The sequence below is a fragment of the Chitinophaga pinensis genome (genome assembly GCF_007896845.1).
GTDB classification, from domain to species: domain Bacteria; phylum Bacteroidota; class Bacteroidia; order Chitinophagales; family Chitinophagaceae; genus Chitinophaga; species Chitinophaga pinensis_C.
In genome coordinates this window covers 1-18,344 of the sequence record NZ_VOHS01000007.1, presented here as the reverse complement: position 1 = coordinate 18,344, position 18,344 = coordinate 1, and the positions used below count along the sequence as shown (strand labels likewise).

21 protein-coding genes and 1 pseudogene are annotated in these 18,344 nt (G+C 44.3%); 10 read left to right on the top strand and 12 right to left on the bottom strand.

Annotation, left to right across the window (positions count from 1 at the left end):
- The first annotated feature begins 155 nt into the window (after positions 1-155).
- Positions 156-1,985 carry a glycoside hydrolase family 2 protein gene (locus FEF09_RS09130; protein ID WP_146304820.1) on the top strand — a complete coding sequence of 610 codons (1,830 nt, stop codon included), beginning with the start codon at positions 156-158 and terminating at the stop codon, positions 1,983-1,985.
- Between the two features lie 24 nt (positions 1,986-2,009).
- Here the strand turns inward: FEF09_RS09130 and FEF09_RS09125 are convergent, their stop codons facing one another.
- Together FEF09_RS09125 and FEF09_RS09120 are read right to left on the bottom strand one after the other, a co-directional pair.
- Complete coding sequence (locus FEF09_RS09125) at positions 2,010-2,348, bottom strand: hypothetical protein (protein ID WP_146304819.1); 339 nt, start codon at positions 2,346-2,348, stop codon at positions 2,010-2,012.
- Positions 2,349-2,474: 126 nt separating this feature from the next.
- The gene (locus FEF09_RS09120) at positions 2,475-2,813 is read right to left on the bottom strand and encodes a hypothetical protein (protein WP_146304818.1); all 339 of its coding nucleotides are present in this window, start codon (positions 2,811-2,813) and stop codon (positions 2,475-2,477) included.
- A gap of 296 nt (positions 2,814-3,109) precedes the next feature.
- On the opposite strand from FEF09_RS09120, the gene FEF09_RS09115 reads away from it, so the two are divergent.
- Positions 3,110-5,593 (top strand): prolyl oligopeptidase family serine peptidase, encoded by a 2,484-nt coding sequence (locus FEF09_RS09115; RefSeq protein ID WP_146304817.1) that lies wholly within the window; start codon positions 3,110-3,112, stop codon positions 5,591-5,593.
- A gap of 88 nt (positions 5,594-5,681) precedes the next feature.
- Here FEF09_RS09115 and FEF09_RS09110 read toward each other — a convergent pair whose 3' ends face one another.
- The 8 genes and pseudogenes from FEF09_RS09110 to FEF09_RS09080 form a co-directional block, all read right to left on the bottom strand.
- Positions 5,682-6,170 carry a TlpA family protein disulfide reductase gene (locus tag FEF09_RS09110; protein ID WP_146304816.1) on the bottom strand — a complete coding sequence of 163 codons (489 nt, stop codon included), beginning with the start codon at positions 6,168-6,170 and terminating at the stop codon, positions 5,682-5,684.
- Between the two features lie 2 nt (positions 6,171-6,172).
- Entirely contained in the window at positions 6,173-6,448 is a 276-nt protein-coding gene (locus FEF09_RS09105; RefSeq protein WP_146304815.1) for a hypothetical protein, read from the bottom strand.
- A gap of 29 nt (positions 6,449-6,477) precedes the next feature.
- Positions 6,478-6,762, bottom strand: coding sequence for a hypothetical protein (locus FEF09_RS09100; RefSeq protein ID WP_146304814.1), 285 nt, complete (start codon positions 6,760-6,762; stop codon positions 6,478-6,480).
- Between the two features lie 20 nt (positions 6,763-6,782).
- Positions 6,783-7,406, bottom strand: coding sequence for a hypothetical protein (locus FEF09_RS09095; protein ID WP_146304813.1), 624 nt, complete (start codon positions 7,404-7,406; stop codon positions 6,783-6,785).
- Positions 7,407-7,587: 181 nt separating this feature from the next.
- Positions 7,588-8,769 (bottom strand): annotated as a pseudogene (locus tag FEF09_RS09090) (hypothetical protein); the annotation flags it as partial.
- A gap of 210 nt (positions 8,770-8,979) precedes the next feature.
- Complete coding sequence (locus FEF09_RS32805) at positions 8,980-9,267, bottom strand: NAD(P)-binding protein (protein WP_261387395.1); 288 nt, start codon at positions 9,265-9,267, stop codon at positions 8,980-8,982.
- A 105-nt stretch (positions 9,268-9,372) separates the two neighbouring features.
- Positions 9,373-10,299, bottom strand: a complete 927-nt coding sequence (locus tag FEF09_RS09085) for a hypothetical protein (RefSeq protein WP_146304812.1) — start codon at positions 10,297-10,299, stop codon at positions 9,373-9,375.
- Positions 10,296-10,892 carry a hypothetical protein gene (locus tag FEF09_RS09080; protein WP_146304811.1) on the bottom strand — a complete coding sequence of 199 codons (597 nt, stop codon included), beginning with the start codon at positions 10,890-10,892 and terminating at the stop codon, positions 10,296-10,298. Before FEF09_RS09080 ends, FEF09_RS09085 begins: the two co-directional genes overlap by 4 nt.
- 276 nt (positions 10,893-11,168) lie before the next feature.
- On the opposite strand from FEF09_RS09080, the gene FEF09_RS09075 reads away from it, so the two are divergent.
- From FEF09_RS09075 to FEF09_RS30650, 5 genes are all read left to right on the top strand, one after another.
- On the top strand, positions 11,169-11,720 hold the full coding sequence (locus FEF09_RS09075) for an RNA polymerase sigma factor (protein ID WP_146304810.1): 552 nt from the start codon (positions 11,169-11,171) through the stop codon (positions 11,718-11,720).
- A gap of 36 nt (positions 11,721-11,756) precedes the next feature.
- On the top strand, positions 11,757-12,887 hold the full coding sequence (locus FEF09_RS09070; RefSeq protein ID WP_146304809.1) for a FecR family protein: 1,131 nt from the start codon (positions 11,757-11,759) through the stop codon (positions 12,885-12,887).
- Between the two features lie 44 nt (positions 12,888-12,931).
- A complete protein-coding gene (locus FEF09_RS09065; protein ID WP_146304808.1) occupies positions 12,932-13,474 on the top strand; it encodes an RNA polymerase sigma factor in 543 nt (180 codons plus the stop codon).
- A gap of 42 nt (positions 13,475-13,516) precedes the next feature.
- Entirely contained in the window at positions 13,517-13,933 is a 417-nt protein-coding gene (locus FEF09_RS09060) for a hypothetical protein (RefSeq protein WP_146304807.1), read from the top strand.
- A 346-nt stretch (positions 13,934-14,279) separates the two neighbouring features.
- Positions 14,280-14,510, top strand: coding sequence for a helix-turn-helix transcriptional regulator (locus FEF09_RS30650; RefSeq protein WP_186774252.1), 231 nt, complete (start codon positions 14,280-14,282; stop codon positions 14,508-14,510).
- Here FEF09_RS30650 and FEF09_RS09050 read toward each other — a convergent pair.
- A complete protein-coding gene (locus tag FEF09_RS09050) occupies positions 14,497-14,988 on the bottom strand; it encodes a TlpA family protein disulfide reductase (protein ID WP_146304805.1) in 492 nt (163 codons plus the stop codon). The two genes, FEF09_RS30650 and FEF09_RS09050, sit on opposite strands and share 14 nt — an antisense overlap.
- 153 nt (positions 14,989-15,141) lie before the next feature.
- On the opposite strand from FEF09_RS09050, the gene FEF09_RS09045 reads away from it, so the two are divergent.
- The 3 genes from FEF09_RS09045 to FEF09_RS09035 are packed head-to-tail and all read left to right on the top strand — an operon-like array spanning position 15,142 to position 17,456.
- On the top strand, positions 15,142-15,579 hold the full coding sequence (locus FEF09_RS09045) for a hypothetical protein (protein WP_146304804.1): 438 nt from the start codon (positions 15,142-15,144) through the stop codon (positions 15,577-15,579).
- A 17-nt stretch (positions 15,580-15,596) separates the two neighbouring features.
- Positions 15,597-16,613: a hypothetical protein gene (locus tag FEF09_RS09040; RefSeq protein ID WP_146304803.1), complete on the top strand. Its 1,017-nt coding sequence runs from the start codon at positions 15,597-15,599 to the stop codon at positions 16,611-16,613.
- A gap of 48 nt (positions 16,614-16,661) precedes the next feature.
- Positions 16,662-17,456: a hypothetical protein gene (locus FEF09_RS09035; RefSeq protein ID WP_146304802.1), complete on the top strand. Its 795-nt coding sequence runs from the start codon at positions 16,662-16,664 to the stop codon at positions 17,454-17,456.
- A 249-nt stretch (positions 17,457-17,705) separates the two neighbouring features.
- On the opposite strand, the gene FEF09_RS09030 is transcribed toward FEF09_RS09035, so the two are convergent.
- Positions 17,706-18,068 carry a hypothetical protein gene (locus FEF09_RS09030; RefSeq protein ID WP_146304801.1) on the bottom strand — a complete coding sequence of 121 codons (363 nt, stop codon included), beginning with the start codon at positions 18,066-18,068 and terminating at the stop codon, positions 17,706-17,708.
- Between the last annotated feature and the right edge of the window lie 276 nt (positions 18,069-18,344).

Here is an 18,344-nt window from a genome sequence, read left to right as displayed (position 1 = left end):
TATTGAGGAAAACAACGTCCTGGCTGTCTAGCCGGGACCCTTTTTCTTACAATGTTACCATTTCAATTATATCGCAACATATACCAATTGTAATATGCCAATTAAATTCTCTTTACGTTGATTACACTCCCATTAAACATACTTAACCCAGGTACATGAAACCGTTTAAAAGCACGCTTTTGTTTGTTACCCTATGTTTCCCCTATTTCCAGATCGCCCTTGCCTTTGGTGAGGGCGATCGATTTTCGGAACGCTGGTCCATGCGACCGGTACCGGTCCAGACCCGATGGGCAACAGCCGTCTCTCCGGATAAAGTCCTGTCGGAATATCCACGTCCGCAAATGGTACGTTCCCAATGGCAGAACCTGAATGGCCTCTGGGAATATGCTATTACACATTGGGATACGGGTATTCCGGATAAATTCGACGGGAAAATACTGGTTCCTTTTGCTATTGAATCGGCCTTGTCCGGTGTACAGAAACAGCTATTACCGACGCAAAGACTCTGGTACCGGCGGAATATCCGTAAGCCGGACACTCAGGGCGGGAAACGGGTGTTACTCCATTTTGGAGCGGTTGACTGGCGCGCAGCCGTCTTTCTGAATGGTAAACTTATCGGGCGGCATATGGGCGGTTATCAACATTTCTCTTTTGATATCACGGCTTCGCTGCAGGAGGGAGATAATGAGCTGGTCGTCACAGTACTTGATCCTTCCAATATGGGGCCTAATCCCTGCGGGAAACAAAGTCTGCGGCCGCGGAAGATCCTGTATACGGCCGTCAGCGGTATCTGGCAGACTGTCTGGATGGAAACGGTCCCCCCGACCTATATCACTGATTTATACTCCACACCGGATATCGACGCCCATTGTCTGAACCTGCGGGTCAATACTTCTGATACCACCGGTGTTACTGTTGATGTGACTGCCTATGCCGGACAGGTCATTGCCGGGCATACGCAAGGCCGGGCAGGCAGTATGCTGGATCTCGGTGTACCCTATGCGCATCTCTGGAGTCCTGCGGATCCTTTTCTCTATCATATGACCATCCGTCTGCTGCGTGACGGACGTGTCATTGATTCGGTAAACAGTTATTTCGGGATGCGGAAAATTAATGTGCAAAAGGATAGTAGTGGCATGCCCCGTTTATTTCTAAATAACAGATACACCTTTCATCTGGGCGTTCTTGATCAGGGCTACTGGCCGGAAGGGTTATATACAGCTCCTACTGATGCTGCGCTCTTATACGATATCAAGACCATCAAAGACATGGGCTTTAATACGATCCGTAAGCATGTCAAACTGGAACCAGACCGCTGGTATTACTATGCGGATAGTCTTGGAATGCTGGTCTGGCAGGATATGGTTCCCTGTGCTGACGCCGACTATTACGCCACCTCTCAATTTGAACAGGAGAATGTGGAGAACCTTCGTCAGTTGCATAACTTCCCTTCTATCGTTATGTGGATCCTGTTTAATGAAGGATGGGGGAAATACAATCAGTCAACGCTTACCGACTGGATGAAACAAAGTGACCCTTCCCGTATCATTAACGGTCATTCCGGTGAGAATCTGGATGAATATAGCGATACGCCTGTCAGTGACCGCTGGATCAATAGTGATGTGGCAGATGTGCATTATTACCCCGGACCTTATATCGCGCCGGCGCTTCCCGGCAAAGCGAGGGTATTGGGAGAATGGGGCGGCGTACGCGTACCAACGCCGGGGCATCAATGGGCGCCTGCTACCAGTTGGGGATATATTCAGGTAACGGCAGATCGCTTTGCACAGCGTTATAGTTATATGATGGAACGGTTGAAGAAATATGAGCAACAGGGTTTATCAGGAGCGATATATACACAACCCTATGACGTCGAATCGGAGGAGAACGGTTTTATGACCTATGACAGAGCGGTCATGAAGATAAAAGTGGAAGAAATGCGGAAAATAAATCAGACAGTGACCAATGAAACAGCCGGGCGTTGATTGTCCCGGCTGTCATCTCTTTCATTAAAATGCGGTAGTCAGATAAGTTGTTGTGACGGAACAAGGCTGATCAGCGATCGTGATCGCTGCACCGTTTGGCGCCCTCAGGGTGATGACGCCGGATGGTGTACCCACACTGTATAAAGTAGTACTATACCACGTACCTCCGTTAGAGATGTAATAGACATCTGCCAATGAAGTGCAGAAGAAAGTAGTTGTATAATACGGTAAAATGCCGCTTCTGACCATTGTCGTATACTTCCATGCGGAAATACTGGTGAAGCGGTTTGCCTGAAATGATAATATGCCTGCAATAACAGTTACTACAAGCAGTGTGGCCAACAAAAGCTTCGCTTTTTTCATACCGGGATTTTGTGATGGTTTAAAATGTGGAGACGCTTGAAGATACTGTTAATAGGGCAGGCTTACTTTGGATACAGAGGATAATAAAGCACAGGGCCTATCAGCAACGATAAGCCCTGCTTGATCCTAAATTATAGTGGTTGTTCGCGTATATGTCGTTACACAAGGATAAAAAGGTAGGGTCATGGTCAATGTTCCACCTACCTGTGTTAATGTTAGTGTAGTATATGGAACCGTTAGCAGATGCCATACTGTTGCGGATACACCCAATTGCGTATGTATCCATCTGTTGGTAGAAGTACAAAGGTTACCTGTGACGTAATAAAGGATGCCGTTTCTTACCACAGTAACACTAGATGTCGTAACAAATACCTGATCGCTTGTAAATCTTGCCTTAAATGCCAGCATACCTCCGGCAACAGCAAATAATGCGATCAGCACAATGATGATCTTGGCTTTCTTCATATAGAGGGATTAAATCATTCTCAAAAGTGCCTACTCTTTTCTGATGGTTTTCGGCATACCCATAAAGCCGGCCGGCAATATTTTAAAGTAAGATGAAATGGAAATGAAAATTATTTAGCCAGGATGATGTACAGATATAATAGAATACAGGTCTTCTCAAAATGTTCAGTTATTCAAAGGTGATTCATTTATCAGAACAATCACATAGGACTGAGGTATAATAATTGCTATGAATTATCTCTATCTACTAAGCTATATACGACCTCTTCAAGTTATTTTAAAGTGACTCCATCATTATGAAATACTTATTTATCCTGTTGTTCTTTTGTCAGGCCCCTGTAGTACATGCCCAGAAACCTGCTATCACGAATATGACTTACAAGGGATGGGACATGTTATTGAATTATAATATCGCTGATAACGGGAAATATATCTGGTATACTTATGGGTCAGAATTAGCAGGTACTTCTCTTGTAGTACGATCTGTGAAAGGTAATTATAGCCGCATATTTACCGGCGTAATGGATGCGGCGTTTACTGCAGACAATCAACACCTCGTCTTTTCTTCTCCACAAGGTCTGGGGATATTAACACCTGCAAGGAATATCATCACGTATGACAAGCGCCTGAGCAACTATCATCTGCCCATGAAGGGAAATGGCAGATGGCTGACGGCAAGTGCTGCGGATACGCTGGTATTAAAAGATCTGCATAGTGGCAATGATTATACTTTTCAGGGTATTTCAGCCTCTTTGCTTAATCAATCAGGCACTGTGTTATTACTAAAGTTCAGGGATAGTCTCATCTGGCTGGATTTAACAACGATGCGTCGTCAAAAAATTGCGTCGGGCAGTAATATAGACAACCTCACATTTGCGCATGCTGATACTGCGATTGCTTTTACAAGCGGAACACCACCAGAGATGCAGTTGTATCATTTCTGTAAAGGAGCTGATAGTGGAAGAGCTGTTATTAACCCGCAACTTCCTTCCTTAGCAAATATGCCCTTGCAATTCAGCAATGATGACCAACTGTTATTCTTTAAAACAGTCAAGCTGAGAGATCAGACAGCGGAACCCTTTTACAGCAAAGTAAGCGTCTGGGACTACCGCGATGTACGGCTGCAATCGCAGTCCGCCCCAGACCCATACGAGCCTTATACGGCAGTCGTTCCGGTTGCCGGAGGCGTTGTCAGACACCTTGAGCATATTGACACAACACTGATCGGGATACCCGGTAACAGATATGCGCTGGTCTCAGATGTAGTGAATGTGGAAGATGGTTATTGGAACAATCAACAAATCAACAGCTATGATCTGATATCACTTACAGATGGCGGCAAAAAACAGCTGATCCGTGCACCGGAGCGGGTAACGGACATCAGTTTATCTCCGGGAGAACGGTTCGTTATCTGGTATGATGTTGCGGACAAACAGTATGTCAGTTATGAAACAGCGACCGGAAAAACGCGGCACCTTACGCAATCACTGCAGACGTCACTGATACATGAGCGGATCAACCGGAAAGAAATATTCACTTATGGCATTGCGGGCTGGCTGGCAAATGATGAGCGGGTATTAGTATATGATGCATATGACATCTGGATGCTGGATCCATCGGGAGTAGCTGCCCCGGTGAATATTACCAGTCATTACGGTAAGCGACACCAGACGATATTGCGCGTTGTTTATCCACAGCAACTACCCACACTTTCAACCGGAGCACCTTTGTTAGTAACCTGTCTGGATAGTAATAAAAATAATGGGTTCATGCATATTACGCTGGGCGCAAATCCGATAGCGGCACCAGTAAGGATGGATCCGGTTGTATACCATTTCCCTTCGTTGGTAGTATTTGAGCCACCACCACCCATGAAGGCAAAGAAGGCTGATATATACCTGTTACAAAGGCAGAGTGCCACGCAGGCGCCTAATCTTATTGTCACTACGGACTTCAACCTATTTTCTTCCATATCGGACATACAGCCACAACATAGTTTTAACTGGCTGACTGCCGAACTTGTACATTGGCCGGTATCGGATAGTCTTATTGGAACAGGGATCTTGTATAAGCCTGAAAACTTTGATAGTACAAAGCGGTACCCGGTTATCTTTACTTATTATGAAGAACGAAGTAATGAATTAAACATCTTTCCGCATATCCGGCTGAGTACTGGCACGCTGACTACGGCGTGGTATGTCAGTAACGGATATCTTGTTTTCATTCCGGATATCTATCGTCCTACGGGAAAGAGTGGCGCTGCCATTCTTAACACCGTCGAATCAGCTGCAAGGTATCTGTCTCTCCGGCCATATGTAGATGCTGCTAAATTGGGCTTGCAGGGACATAGTTTTGGCGGTTATGAAACCAATTATATTATCGCCCATTCAGATCTGTTTGCTGCAGCGCAGTCATCTGCCGGGCCGGCTGAATTATTCGGACTGCATGGCGGATTGGGTTTCAGCGGACGTAGTTATCACTTTATTTCAGAAGTGGGACAGATGAATCAGGGTATTGCGCCATGGGAAGATCCTTCGCTGTATATACAGGGATCACCTGTATTATTCGCAGATAAAATCAACACTCCTTTGTTGATGATGCATAATAAAGAAGATGGCGCAGTACCGTTTTCACAGTCAGTAGCGTTATTCACCGCGTTGAGGAGATTAGGAAAACCAGCATGGCTGTTAGAATATAAAGGAGAAGGACATGTGTTGTATGACTGGGAGTGTCAGCTGGATTTCACGAAGCGGCAGGAGGCATTTTTGAGCAATATCTGAAAGGAGAGAAAACAGTTTTCAATAGCAATGCTCAATCGTCTAAATAGAGAACCATTTACACGATTGAGCATTTATATATGGGCATAAATCAGCCTTTTATTACCTTCTTCAAAGAATCTACACTTACTCCGCCGATAATAATTTCTCTGAATTCTTTCTTCTTGTCATACACGGCTAAGTATGGGAATCCCGGTGCTTTATAGTAACTGAAGAAAAAGCCATTCATATCCTTTCCAATTGTCACGTTTTTGAATTTATTCAGCTTGAACAAAGTATCATACATCTGGATCTCTTTGAAATCAGCTACTGTCACGAGATAAAACCGGGTATCTTTCAATTCGTCCATACGTTTTGTCAGTTCTCTTGTCATTGCCTGACAATACGGACAATCCGGGCCAAAGAAGAACAACACCACTGGTTGTCCTGTCGGGATAGTCGAAGTATTGAGTTTAACGGTAGTATCCAGTAACTGGATATTGAAATCGGGCATTTTCCTGTCGATTCCCGGTGGCAAAGGCCTTTGTCTTGAGCAACTGATTATTCCTATTAGCAGCAAGGCTACAAACAATACTCTCATCTTTATGATATTTTATTATTGGCTGCTTTCCAGATATAATCTATCAGTAGCAGTCCGAAGGAGAAAAATATTAGTATCGGCAGCATCTGGAATCGCAGGGCGATCTGTGAGGCAAACACACTGAATCCAAAGTTGATGATCCATAAACCGAAGGCCAGCAGCAGGCCGACAGACAATGCTTTATTGTACCTGAATCCTTTTAATAATACAAAGCCAAACAGGCTGAAGATGAAGACCACATTCATCATCCCTACGAGGATGGGATAGAAATCGAGCATAGTCACTTTGAGGTCTTTGAAATGGGTTTTCAGCTTACGCGATTCAAACCCAAACCATTGTTGACCAATAGGCGCAATACTGTCTTACCCATATTATAGGTATCGAGAAACTCGACGGGAGGTGCGTAGTACTTCATTGTATTGGGTACCAGATAATATTGTGTAAACGTTACCGGGTACTGTTTAATGAGGTAGGCGCCATATTCAGAGAACAGAGGTCCTACGGAGGCCCACTTTTTCAATATATGTGCGGTGGAGTCTTTTTTAAATTTCTGAAACATGTATTGCTGGAGCGGAGATTTCGGATCCCACATATACCATGTATTTGCGATCATCATTTCCTGCTGGTGCATAAAAATATTGCGCGTTGTATCAAAGTAGGTTCGCACCATCTTGTCCAGCTGCTTAAACTTCGCGGGCATGGGAGGAGGAGGTTCATCCTGTACGAAGCGATAGGCATACAAGGCATTATTGGCCATCTGCCAGCCGCTGAAAGGCGAGAACTGGCGGATCCGGTGAGCCGGTCGTATTGGTTACTTGTATGCCAGACAAACCCTGCTATCAGGATCAGACTGGATAACATACCGACTACTTTCATTCTCCATGGCTGCCGGCTGATCACAAATGCGATGGCGGCTACGATGGGATAAAACAGGGCGTTATATCTTACGGTAAAGGCCAGCAGAATAATGATGGCATGCCAGATGATCAGGCTTTTATTGGGCCGGTGTAATATCCATAGCAGTAGTGTAAACCATACGAGGCTCAGGCTCAGAAACAGTGCATCACTGGATACATAGTTGGCAATGAAAAGGAACACCGGATTAAACACCATTCCGGCAAATAACAATCCGAATATTACTTTACCGGGTTGTAAAAGTAAGCCAAAGTTAATATCAGCATCAGTGCGCTGGACTGCAACAGCAAATATTGGAAACCGACCAATGCAGTATCCCATATTGTGAAGGTGCTGAAGAATCGTAAAAACTTGGAGTAGCCGATCGGATAAGTGTTGATACTAAAGTTGCCAAATGCTGATTCGAGGTAGACGTAGGAGTCACCATCAATAAATCCGGCGGAGGGATAGAAATGTTTAAATATCAGGAACTGTAGTATGACTGCCAGTCCGGCAAACCAGATCAGTGCTTTGTTCCATGGCTGATCCCATATAAATTCTTAAATGAGGGGATTCTTTCCGGCAGTGCGGCAACCGGTGTTTCGGCGCCGGATTTCTCTTCATGATATTCCTGTTCGGTATTGATTGCCCAGATATTTTCTTTGGAGGTCACGCCATTGATGATGTTATCTACGGCGACCATGGCGGTGAGCATGGAGTGGTCTGCATTATTATACTTATGCATACCGTTGCGTCCTACGAGGAAGATATTCTCCAGTTTATCTGTATATGCTTTTACTGTATCAAATTGCTCATAAGCGCCGAAGTATGCAGGATATGTCTTTTCTACTCTCAGGACGGTGCTGTCCAGTACATTATCAATGGAGGCCAATCCTATCTTTTCCAGCTCACGTATAGCCAGGGCGGCGATTTCAGCATCGGGCAATTTCCAGAAGTCGTCAGTTTCATTACAGAAGAATTCCATGCCTACCCATGCGGTGTCGGGGTCTTTTACCATATAAGGGCTCCAGTTGTTAAACAACTGCAGGCGTCCTACTTTAACATCTTTTTCCTGTATATAGATCCAGGTATCTTCGAGTTTCAGGGGTTTCCATTCGCCGGTCTGTTTATCCAGAAATGACAGTTTCCTTAATAAGATCCCTACGGTGATAAAATCTCTGTATTGTAGTCTGGAAGCGATATCTCTCACCTCATTGGGTACATCACCTACGATACCACTGATCAGTTCTTTCACGGGCATTGTACTGAAGAAATAATCACCCGTTAATTTCATTTCTTCGCCTGTCTGGCTATTGACTGCGGTGATGGCTGTCACCTTATTATCTTCTGTATAGATATGCTTTACGTCACAGTGCATATGGATGATGCCACCCATCTCCTGTACTTGTCTGGCAACTTCTTCCCATAGTTGACCGGGGCCGAGTTTAGGGTAGAAGAATTTTTCAATCAGGCTTGTCTCTGTTCCTTTTTGTGCGATATCGCCCTGATTTTTTGTCTTCTTTTTTGACAACTCTTGTATGGCGTGTTCGATTGCTTTGCGGATGCTTACCCCTTTTATACGTTGTGCGCCCCATTCTGCGGGGATTTCATCACAAGGTACGCCCCATACTTTCTCGGTATAATCTTTAAAGAAGAGCTGGTATAAAGTTTTGCCAAAGCGGTTGATCATGAAATCAGCCAGACTTTTCTCCGGTTTCTAGGAAAGAGCTGTGCCCACAGATAGGAAACAAGAATGGCGATGGTGCGGCCACCCCCCAGTTTGCGCAGGGTATCTACAGACAATGTGATGGGTAAGTGAAGAACCTGCGTAGAAAGTAAATTCTGGATAGTCTGTTACGCACCAGCATCACCTTGTCAGGGTCATCGCTTTTAACGCCAGGGAAGTCTTTCCGGTTTACTTCTCTTGTTTATGCTGATAGGTGATCTTATGAATATCATTTCCTTCTTCCAACGGCAGTATATTCAGCCACCATTGCATCACTCTGTCTGACTTGGAGAAAAACCGGTGGCCACCGATATCCATGCGGTTGCCTTTATAGTTAATCGTTTTTGAGATACCACCTATATCTCCGCTTTTCTCTAATATAACAGGGATAATATCCGTACGCTGTAACATTTCATAGGCAGCAGTCAATCCGGCAGGACCTGCTCCGATGATAATGGCTTTTCTTTTTGACTCCATAATGTGGTATTGATGAATGTGAAACAGGGCGCCTCAAGAGGGTCATGGTTAACTATTCTAAAATACCACAGTATTTATTCTCATTTGTTAGGAGAAAGCGGATAATTATATGGCGGGGTCAGGAAGCGGGTTTTCCTCAACGGGCTTTGATTCCTGTCGGCTTTCCTGAATGACAAAGCCCAGCAATAACACTGCGAAAGCCAGAGTAAAGATAAAAGGGAATGCCTGATATCTGAGTACTATTGGCGAGGCCAGTACGCTGAAGGCGAGATTGCCGAGCCATATGAGTAACATGACCCATAAAACTTTCCGGTAGTAAGGGCTGACTTTTGCGAAGCCGCCCAGTATTGTAAATCCGATGAATCCGAAGAAAAAGACGACATTGATCATGGCCAGCAACAGAGGGAAAACGGCTGTGAGTATGATATTTTTGTTCTTAGAGAAATGGTGCACTTTATTGGATTTGTATCCAAACCATGAGACGGCGCCGGGATCAACGGTATCGCTGCCCATGTTATAAATGCCGAGGAATTCCTGTGGCGGGGAGTAATAGTTTAAGAAATTGGGCCAGATATAGTGTTTCAGGAATGCGCCGGGGTGTTGCCGGATTAACCACGCACCGTATTCCCCATATAAAGGCGATACAGAGGCCCAACGCTTCAGATAGGGCGTCGTACTATCTTTCTTGTATTTATCAGCCAGATAAAGCTTTAAAGGCGCTTTTTCATCCCACAGATAATAGATACCTAATTCTTCGTCCGGGCGTTGCTTCAGCCGGTTGAGGGAATCCATGTGTTTTATTGTGTAATTGTGCAGCTTTATGAATTGTCTGGGCACACCTGTACGTTGTGGCGGCACATGCGCGTACATAAAGAGTCCGTTACTACCCATTTGCCATCCTCCGAAAGGAGAGAAAATAGCCACCCCGAGTTTTTCTTTAAAGGTAAAGGTGGTGTAGGTGACGAACCAGGTTACGGGGAGTAATACGATAGCTATTCTCAACAACTTTTCCTTTGGCAGGCCCTGCGTCATGACGACGACCAATATGCTGATAATGGGATAATACAGGGCATTATAGCGCACAGAAACACAAATGCCAGTATGAGTGCATGTGCGACAAACATACGTGTATCAGGCTGATAAATGAGCCAGAAAAGGGTGGTCAGCCATAATAGGCTGCAGGTGGCAAATAAGGCATCACTTGAAACGAAGTTGGCGATATATAGCCACAGGGGGTTTAAAACGATCAGGGCGAACAGGACCCGCATGAGCCATTTGCCGGGGTTCAGCAGATAACTGATTGAAAACAGGAAGAATAGTATGGAAAATTGCAGGAGTGCATACTGTACAATGACCAATCCCGTACTAGACCTGTTGAAGACACTGATAAAGCGGAGAAACTTTGAGTAGCCGACCGGCCACATATTGATATTGACATTATTGAAAGCCGCATCTATATATGAGTAGGAATCTGGCAGGAAGTTGGGGTAGGGATAGAGTTGCAGGATGATGATGATCAAAACAACGGATAGTATTATTGAGCTGATCAACAACCATCTGTTTTCCCGGTTATACCAGATACCCCTGAAAAAATCGCTGGGGCGCAAAGGATCTTTAAATGTCATATCTATTCAGGTTAACATATAAACTTGAGACAGGAAGTTAACTAAGGAAGCAGACTTCTAACTTATGAGATAGCGAATTATTTTATACGGGGGGCTTATAGCCTTACAAAAAATCCATATCTGTTAACACCGCATTAACTTCTGATAATCGGGGATTCATTAGTTTAGCAAGCGTACAAAATACAGTTCATCGTTGTCTGTGATCCCTCCAAAATAATTATTATCCCTTGAATTCCTTATACAGGTCATTGTATAATTATTCATTCTGATATTGGTATGCATGTATTAGACGGTTACAGCGATGAACAGCTATTCGCCCTTCTACAGGATGATGATGAAATCGCCTTCAGCATTATATTCTCCCGTTACAGCCGTCGGTTATATGTAGAAGCATTCAGCAAACTACAGGATGAAGATGAAGGCAATGATATTGTTCAGGAAGTATTTTGCTGGTTATGGGATAAACGCCGGGTATTGAGTACGCCTAAATGCCTCAAGGCTTATCTTATACAGGTCGCCAGAAACAAATGTGTCGATCTGATCCGTAAAAAGACCAGTACCAGAGGGAAAAAGCAACAATATGTATGGCTGGTGGATACATTTACCACCACCTCACCGATAGAAACAAAAGAACTGGGCAGGCAACTGGCCATTGCTATTGATAACATTACACCTGCCAGCAGACAGGCTTTTGAGCAGTCATATCTGCATAAAAAGAGTCTGAAGGAGATTGCTGACCAGATGGACATCAACGTTCAGTCGGTAAAGAACCACATCCACCGCGCACTGAAAGTCCTGCGTGAGAATCTGAAACACAACTTATCATAAGTACCTTTTGGGGGTCTTTCCGACTCTAAAAGTACTATGATAGATGAAACCCAGATTGAACAATTGATACTGGATGAATTAGGCGGTATCATAAGCCCGGAAGACAGCGCCACCCTCAAAAAACTGCTCGAAGAAGAACCGGAAGCCCGCATTATCCGAAATCTCATCTACGAACAGTTTTCTGGCCCTGAGGAACAAGCTTTTCTGGCTTTGTTACCTGAACATTTGCCTGTCGAACAAGTATGGGCAAAGATCCGGAAGAGGATATGGATCCGCGTCATTGTACGCACGACACTGACTGTTATACTCCTGGCACTCGCGGCCCCGGGTATTTATATATTATTCGTCAAGCCGGAAATGCTGCATAAGCGCCCGGCAAACGTCCATGGATTGTCCCTGAATACTGTTGTCCTGCAGCTGCCCGATGGCGAAATCGTCAAGCCGGGCAGCCAGCAGCAACAAGTAAAGATCGGTAACGTCACCTTTCATGCACAGGCGGAGTTACTTTCTATTGAAGGTTATACTGCCGGAAAAGATATTGCCACGCTTATTGTTCCACCGGGAAAAGATTATAAAATACAATTCGCTGATGGGACAACGATACAACTCAATGCTGATTCGAAGATCTCATTCCCCGTGGCATTCGGCAACAAGACACGTGAAGTCACTATAGCGGGAGAAGCCTATCTGTCTGTTGCCAAAGACACCCACCGCCCCTTTATCGCTCATCTTCCTAAAAGTACATTGTACGTACTCGGTACAGAATTCAATGTCAATACCTACAATAATGCATATGAAGAAATCTCGCTTGTAAAGGGTGCGATCAGACTAAAAACCGATTCCTCCACCCTCATATTGCAACCGGGATTCTCAGTTAAACACCAACAAGGTCAGGAAATGAAGATGACACGTTTTGATCCGGAAGAAATTCTGGCGTGGAGAATGGGTACTTATGTATTCCGGGCTACGACTATTGCAGAATTGTTTAAGGTAGTGAAGAGATGGTACGGAATAAATATCATTTGTGACAATCCCGATACCGGCCAACGACGCATTACTGGTTACATTGACAAATCCATGCCCCTGCAGCATTTTCTGGACAATCTGGCGTTCACCGGACACCTTAATTATTATTTTGACAATGATGGTGTCTTACATATAAAGTGACGCTGCAGGATATTTATTTTTTGTTATGCAGTTTTGAATCTAAAATGATGTTATTTCACGAGGAAGAATTATTATTGTCAGTGAAAAACGGGGATGCAAACGCTTTTGCTACACTCTACGAAAAATATCGTCCGCAATTGCTGACGGAAGCCTACCACAAAGTACGCAACCAACAAGAAGCGGAAGATATGGTACAGGAGATTTTTACTTCTTTATGGCAAAGACGCAGACAATTGACGATCACCATTTCTCTGAAACACTATCTCTTCAGAGCTGTGCATCTGCAATATGCCTACAAATGCCGCCGCAATGAAGTAGCACGTAAGTTCGTAACACACACGTACTACACAGCCACGGATGCTGCCCTTCCTCAAAACCTTGAGAACAAAGAACTGGGGCAACAGATCCGCAAAGCCGCTACTTATGTATCGGCACCCGCCTGCAGAAAAGTATTTGAATTACTCTACCTGCAGGACTGGAGTCATAAAGAAATCGCACAAGATCTGAATATCCAGCCACAGGTCGTAAAAAACCAGGTAAGCCGCGCACTGAAAGTCATCCGTACCCGCCTGAGAGAAGTAGTCTGAAAGTACACATCCCGTCTATTTACAGACGCTAAATAACCATATATGGGTACTGCACTTTCCGGCACGGACAAGCTACTTCTATTTGAAAGACTACGCCCCTCCTATGTCTCGCCAACCTATATCCCGGAGGAATATGCATCATTGATCATCCCTGCAGCAGGCGCTTATTTCCGGGGAGATGCAGAAGCAGAAATATTATCCCAGCACATCAACTTTGGCCCCTTTACGCTCTGGATACATGATATACTGGCAAAAGAAAATATTATACTCTGTCCTTTTATCCCTTCTCACATATGGTCGCTACATGGTCTCTATGAAGATAGTCTGCAGCTGGAAAATCTGAATACGCCCAACTATCTGCTGGAAGAAAAAGAATTTAATCTCTTCAATCTTCCGGCCGGTTTACATCGCATACCCATGGTTGCAGGAAAAAGATCCTGTCCGTACACATCAATGTAGAGCAGGAGGTATTGAAAGCAATGGCAGAAGAATTTCCGGGGCTGGATACTTTAGCAAAGCTGCAAAAGCAAGAGGCAGGTGCGCTGAATACATTCCCATACAACAGTAATCCTATCTGTGATTTCCTGATGGAGAAAATGTTATCCTGTAAATATCCTATGAAGAGAGCGTATCCGTATATTTTCAGGATCTGTATTGATCTTCTCAGAAATATTGCCACACAGGAAGCCAATGCGCATCAGCCATTGCTGGCAGACAGCGTATTGAACACAGCCAGTACACATCAATTATTCAACTACATCAGGGAATATCCTTTTAAGAAAATACTGTCACGCAACTCGGTTACATGTTTGACACCAGCGGAAAGAAACTGGCATTCGAATTTAAACAGCATTTCGCCGTCTCAATCCATGACTTCATGCACACCGCCAGAATGATGATGATCTATGACATGATGCAGGAGCAAAAAACATCAATAGATGAAATTGCCAGAATCACAGCATTCCCCAGTGTCATGAACATGATAATGCAGGTAGCCGATTATTATTCCTGTAACAGAAGCGCTACTTATCAATGATCGCACGTACGGTATCCAATGACAATGCGCCAAGATTCGCACGTTTAATCTGTCTGTTTTTATCGTAAAATACAAGCAGTGGATATGCCTGTCCGCCGTAATAGCGGAAAAAAGTGTTATTATAATCCAGCCCCAGTTTCACATTTGGAAATTTCTCCACATTATATCGCTCCTGATACAATTTCACATCATGGAAACTACCCGCACTGATGAACAGCAGATTAATATCTTTCAGGGTATCCATCGCAGCTATCATTTTCTGCGTGAATGTGTCGCAGGGCAGACAACCGGGACCATAGTAATACAGTAAAGTTGCGCGCCCCTTCGCCAGACTGTCGGTACTGAACTTCGACACCGTATCTCCTTTTAATAACACAATAGGAGGTAAGGCTTTGGGATCTTTGGGCATATCGTCGGCATGAGGAGCGGAAATACAGCTGGCGAGCCCCAGGGCAAACAAAAGGAGTAGCTGTTTCATATCGTATAGATGGTTAACGGCGGGTAATATAACTTCATTCACCGGGATAATACTTAGGAGATAGCGATTATCAGAAATTGTCCTTATCTCCTAACTATTCCTCCCAACGTACCACCTACCTTTAAAAGACCCGTTAACCACAATCAGTCCCCCATGAGTAACCCGAGCCTCAAAAATTACATATTCAAAGACCCCAATAACCGCCCGTATGTATGGACTGCCATTATCGGCATTGTCCTGCAGTTGTTATTCTTCAAGTACTTATATCCTTTTGCCAGTTATATCAATGGGGACTCTTATGCCTATATGGAAACAGCCCATATGAACATGTCCATCAATACTTATCCTGTGGGCTATTCAATGTTCATCCGGCTGTTTAGTGTATTTACCCATTCAGATACGGCGTTGGTTGTCTTTCAGTATCTGATGTTACAGGCAAGCATTTTATCACTTGTATTTACTTTATTCTATTTCTATCATCCGCACAGGTATACCAGAATAGGATTGTTCGGCTTTATGTTATTCAATCCGGCCTTTTTATATCTTGCTAATTATGTATCCAGCGATACATTATTTCTTTCCTCAGCCTGACCTGGTTCACCATCCTGTTGTGGATCATTTACCGGCCTTCCAGAAAGCTGATGATCTATCATGCATTGGTATTGTTTCTTGCCTTTACGGTGCGGTACAACGCCTTATATTATCCGCTTATTGCCGGTATCGCGTTCCTGCTGTCCAGACAGCCGTTGCTGCAAAAGATAGCAGGGCTGACAATCTGTGTGATCCTGATCGGCAGTTTCATTCAGTATAACAAACAGAAATACTACGAACTGAGTAAAAAGAGCATTTTTACGCCATTTACAGGCTGGCAGATGGCCAACAACGCAATGTATGCCTATAAGTTTGTGCCGAAGGAACAGCGCAAGCCCGTCCCTAAAAAGTATCAGGTACTTGACAGGATGATCAGGGAGTATTTTGACAGTACTGTAGGGAATCCGAGACACCCGGAAGAAGATCTGGTGGCCAGTACCATCTATATGTGGACGCCCGGTGCACCATTACGGACTTATATGCAGAACCAGTTTAAAATTGACAGCACTGCTCCTGAATTGAAGAGATGGGCCAGTGTATCGCCGCTGTATGAAGAGTATGGGAAATATATTATCAAACAATATCCCCTGACATTCGCTCAATATTATCTGCTTCCCAACGCGCTTAAATACTACGCTCCGCCTATTGAATTTCTGGAATATTACAGTACAGGGCAGGAGACTGTACATCCCATTGCGCAGAACTGGTTTGAATACAAAAGCAACAAGATCGAAACGAAATTCAAGGATTTTAAGGTCGATATCCTGAACTTTTATCCCATCCTTGTAGGGACAATGAACGTCATCTTTTTCCTTGGCATGATCGGATTTCTGTTACTGCAGGGATATAAGCAACAATCCCTCATGGGGAAAGGCCTGTTATTGGTTGTCTGCCTCTGGCTGACCAACTTTGGTTTTAGTGTCTTTGCCTCACCTATTGCACTGCGATTCCAGTTATTCCCGATACTGGTGATGACTTCCTTTGCATTTCTCTTTATGGAATACCTTATCAAAGAGGCTACAAAGAAAGAATAATCCGAACCATTAGGTGATGTTCCTTGTTATAGAGCAAACCACCATCAAATGTCAGCATTTTCACATGGAGATGCGAGGTTACTTCCATTGGAAGGCAAGCGTATTGGTAATACGAATACCGCCCGAATACCCGAAGAGTATCTTCAACTATTGCTTCCCAATGCCAATGTACATTGTTGGCAGCAAGGCCAGGTATATGTGCTATCCCAGCATATGGTGCTCGGGCCTTATTCCCTTTGGATCCACGATGTTGTAGCTGATGGCGCACAGGACATTCTTCCTTATGTACCGCATCCGCTCTATACATTGCATTATATGTTTGAAAGCGGACTGGACATCAGGGTGCCTGATGCAGAACCTTTCCGGCTGGAAGAAGAGACCTGTAACCTTTTTTATCTCGAGCCCGGCGTAGGCCGGCTGCCTTTAGAAGAAGACCTGAAGGCATTATCTGTATTGATCAATATATTACCTGAGCATATCTCTGCACTCACTGCTAATTTCCCGGATCTTAATAAGCGGCTTCAGCAGCACCGTTCAGGCAATCAGGTTATCAACAAACAACCTTTTACGGTAACGACGGTCAACCGGATGCTGATCTCCAAAATATTGACCTGCAGGTATCTGCGGAACGATGCTGCCGTATTTCTTGAAAGATGCTGCGCCGATCTCTTCCGTATATTCTGTCGCCAGTATATGTGGCGATGGTGGTCGGTCCGGCGGAAAACGACAACTATAATAAAGTATTCGAATACATGCGGGCCTATCCTCATGCCCGTTGCGATCTGCGGTATTTTTCACGGATGTTTCATATACCGGAATACGAAATTGAAGCAGGATTCCTGAGTTATTTTGCTATCAGCATACACGATTGCAGTCATATGCTGAAGATGATGACCGCGTTTGATCTCATTATACAACATGGTCAATCTTTTGGCGATATAGCAGTCGGGTAGGGATGGAAACGGAAAGGATGATTCAGGCGATTGAAGCCTTACAATATAAGGTTGCGGCACAAAGAAATTAAAAGAGAAAGCCTCCGTAAAATTACGGAGGCTTTTCTCAGCATATAACAGTCACGATCTGCCTACAGCTCTACTTCTTCATCCCTTCATTACCGGGTGTATCAATAGCAGTTGCTCTGATCACTGTTTCAGCTAATGTCGCATTTACAGCGGTGGTGGTGTACAACCAGTCCAGCCCATTTGCCTGCAATACAGCCTCGCCTTGTTCGACAGGATCATCAGCAGCCGTGCGGATACTCACCCTGACTCTGACTACTTTTACGTTATCTACTGCGCGGATAAAAATTCTACCACCAATAGCTCCTGTATAGTTTTCGGTATTGATACTGATCACTTCCGGAGATTTTACTGCATCTTTCAACGCGATATTATATGCACTCTGGTCGGGGCCTGCCAATGCCGCATAAAACGCTTTTCTTACCGGATCCAGCAAAACTGCTTTTGCGTATTGAATACCCGATTTAAACCGCTCCGGTACCTCTAACTGTGCATCAGTTGGTGCACTGCGGCTGCGCGACGCTTCTTACCCATATCAGTTGTCCTGAACGTTTACGGGTCAGAGTTAACATATCCCGATGGTACCGAATGCTCCTTTTAATATGATATATCTGATGATTTAGCCATTATAAAAATTTTAATGTTTTAAAAGACTTGCTGGCAGGTAGTTTGAACGATGCTTATTCGTCGCAGATTCGTCGCTTCGCCGTCG

Excerpts from the sequence above, each read along its gene's own strand:
- FEF09_RS09095 (WP_146304813.1), bottom strand. The coding sequence starts at position 7,406 with ATGGGATACTGCATTGGTCGGTTTCCAATATTTGCTGTTGCAGTCCAG.
- FEF09_RS09035 (WP_146304802.1), top strand. The coding sequence starts at position 16,662 with ATGTCAGCATTTTCACATGGAGATGCGAGGTTACTTCCATTGGAAGGC.
- FEF09_RS09060 (WP_146304807.1), top strand. The coding sequence starts at position 13,517 with ATGGGTACTGCACTTTCCGGCACGGACAAGCTACTTCTATTTGAAAGA.
- FEF09_RS09080 (WP_146304811.1), bottom strand. The coding sequence starts at position 10,892 with ATGACATTTAAAGATCCTTTGCGCCCCAGCGATTTTTTCAGGGGTATC.
- FEF09_RS09110 (WP_146304816.1), bottom strand. The coding sequence starts at position 6,170 with ATGAGAGTATTGTTTGTAGCCTTGCTGCTAATAGGAATAATCAGTTGC.
- FEF09_RS09065 (WP_146304808.1), top strand. The coding sequence starts at position 12,932 with ATGATGTTATTTCACGAGGAAGAATTATTATTGTCAGTGAAAAACGGG.
- FEF09_RS09120 (WP_146304818.1), bottom strand. The coding sequence starts at position 2,813 with ATGAAGAAAGCCAAGATCATCATTGTGCTGATCGCATTATTTGCTGTT.
- FEF09_RS32805 (WP_261387395.1), bottom strand. The coding sequence starts at position 9,267 with ATGGAGTCAAAAAGAAAAGCCATTATCATCGGAGCAGGTCCTGCCGGA.
- FEF09_RS09045 (WP_146304804.1), top strand. The coding sequence starts at position 15,142 with ATGAGTAACCCGAGCCTCAAAAATTACATATTCAAAGACCCCAATAAC.
- FEF09_RS30650 (WP_186774252.1), top strand. The coding sequence starts at position 14,280 with ATGTTTGACACCAGCGGAAAGAAACTGGCATTCGAATTTAAACAGCAT.
- FEF09_RS09125 (WP_146304819.1), bottom strand. The coding sequence starts at position 2,348 with ATGAAAAAAGCGAAGCTTTTGTTGGCCACACTGCTTGTAGTAACTGTT.
- FEF09_RS09050 (WP_146304805.1), bottom strand. The coding sequence starts at position 14,988 with ATGAAACAGCTACTCCTTTTGTTTGCCCTGGGGCTCGCCAGCTGTATT.
- FEF09_RS09070 (WP_146304809.1), top strand. The coding sequence starts at position 11,757 with ATGATAGATGAAACCCAGATTGAACAATTGATACTGGATGAATTAGGC.
- FEF09_RS09130 (WP_146304820.1), top strand. The coding sequence starts at position 156 with ATGAAACCGTTTAAAAGCACGCTTTTGTTTGTTACCCTATGTTTCCCC.
- FEF09_RS09075 (WP_146304810.1), top strand. The coding sequence starts at position 11,169 with ATGCATGTATTAGACGGTTACAGCGATGAACAGCTATTCGCCCTTCTA.
- FEF09_RS09105 (WP_146304815.1), bottom strand. The coding sequence starts at position 6,448 with ATGCTCGATTTCTATCCCATCCTCGTAGGGATGATGAATGTGGTCTTC.
- FEF09_RS09115 (WP_146304817.1), top strand. The coding sequence starts at position 3,110 with ATGAAATACTTATTTATCCTGTTGTTCTTTTGTCAGGCCCCTGTAGTA.
- FEF09_RS09100 (WP_146304814.1), bottom strand. The coding sequence starts at position 6,762 with ATGTGGGATCCGAAATCTCCGCTCCAGCAATACATGTTTCAGAAATTT.
- FEF09_RS09085 (WP_146304812.1), bottom strand. The coding sequence starts at position 10,299 with ATGACGCAGGGCCTGCCAAAGGAAAAGTTGTTGAGAATAGCTATCGTA.